Below are 1,461 nucleotides of genomic sequence, written 5' to 3' on the forward strand. Positions count from 1 at the left end.
GCTTCCGGTCGTCGGGTCGGGTTGCGGTGGTCAAGCAGTGTATTGCCTGCCGATTGTGTTGTGCCACAGGGCAAGCCATGCAGGTTCCCAGGGCCAGTGGCTGGGCAGGTGCAGGACTGGTTTGCGTTGCGGGCGGGCCAGGCGTGCTGGGATGTTGACCAGGATGCGGCGCAGAGTTGCGCCGCGTGCTGTGCGGTGTCGGGTTCCGGCGAGCAGTCCAGCGGCGCGTAGCAGGTTGTGGGCGATGGCCGCGCAGAGTACCCAGGCGCTGTTGGCGCCGAACTGGCCTGATGGGATACGCGCCAAGGGCCCGTCGATCAGATCGGCGAAAGTGGTTTCGATGATGGCGTGGCGGCGGTGGGTGATGTCGGCTTCGGGCGCGGGTTGGGTGGAGTTGGTGAAAAACGGGTGATACCGCCACACGGGGAACAGCCCGTGGGCCTGATTGGCGTCTTTGACGCGGCGCACGATCAGCCGGGCAGTGACCGGGTTCTTAGTGGAAGCGAAAGCGGTATAGGCGATTTCGGCGACTTCGGCATCGGAGATCCAGGCTGCGGTATCGGGATCTTGGACCGCGCCGGGATAGCGCACCGGGGTCCAGGCATCCTCGGCGATGGCATCGATAGCGCGTTGCACGGCTGGGTTGCGCGTCAGTACCAGCGAGAACGCTGCACCGTGGCGGCGGCATGCCGTCACCACCGCGGCACTGCCGTAGGCGGCGTCACCGCGCACCAGGATCTCGCCGGTCACCCCGGCGCTACGGGCGGTCGCGATGGCCTGGGCCACCATCCGCCCAGCACCCTTGCCCGAACCGGTCTTGCCGGCCCGCAGCCGCATGCCGGCGATCACCGGGGCGGCGGTGTCGGTGCTGATCGTGGTAACCAGCGGGGACAGGCCCTTGCGCAATACCTGCTTGCCGGAGACCTTGGTGTGCCCGAAGCTTGCGCCCTGTTTGGCATGTCCGTACACCGGGCGCAGCAGCGAGTCGATGTCGACGAACACCCGCACATCAGCGCCAGGCAGCAGATCCACCCGCTGACCTAGCCCGGCCAGGTGCTCCCGCAGGACGGACTCCAATTGACGGGCATGACCGAAGGTGAACTCCCGCAACAACGTTCCGATCGTCGACGGCGCATACACGCCACCGAACAAGGATTTCATCCCACCGCTGCGCACGAGGTCGGCGTCGTCGATGCAGTCCGCGCCCGCGCACATCGCCGCGATCAGAGTCACCAGCTTCGGCGCGGGGTTAGCCGCCCCCGACTTGATCCGCGACTGCTTGATCCGCACCTGCTCGTCGAGCAGTCGCGACAGGCCGGCCTGTTCACCCAGCGTCATCACCGGCACCAAACCAGCACACGACACGAGATTGTCATCATCGAACACCGCCGACGAGGGCGCGAACCTGTGACACACTCTCACCGAAAGTGCCTTTCTTGAGCTGGACGATTGTTGTCTGGA

The 1,461-nt window shown here is 66.0% G+C and carries 1 protein-coding gene; it reads right to left on the minus strand.

Annotation, left to right across the window (positions count from 1 at the left end; all coding sequences use genetic code 11):
* Positions 1–30 precede the first annotated feature (30 nt).
* Positions 31–1,422, minus strand: coding sequence for an IS1380 family transposase (locus EET13_RS29120; protein ID WP_036400611.1), 1,392 nt, complete (start codon positions 1,420–1,422; stop codon positions 31–33).
* Positions 1,423–1,461 lie beyond the last annotated feature (39 nt).

Source organism: Mycobacterium attenuatum, from assembly GCF_900566085.1.
Taxonomy (GTDB): Bacteria; Actinomycetota; Actinomycetes; order Mycobacteriales; family Mycobacteriaceae; genus Mycobacterium; species Mycobacterium attenuatum.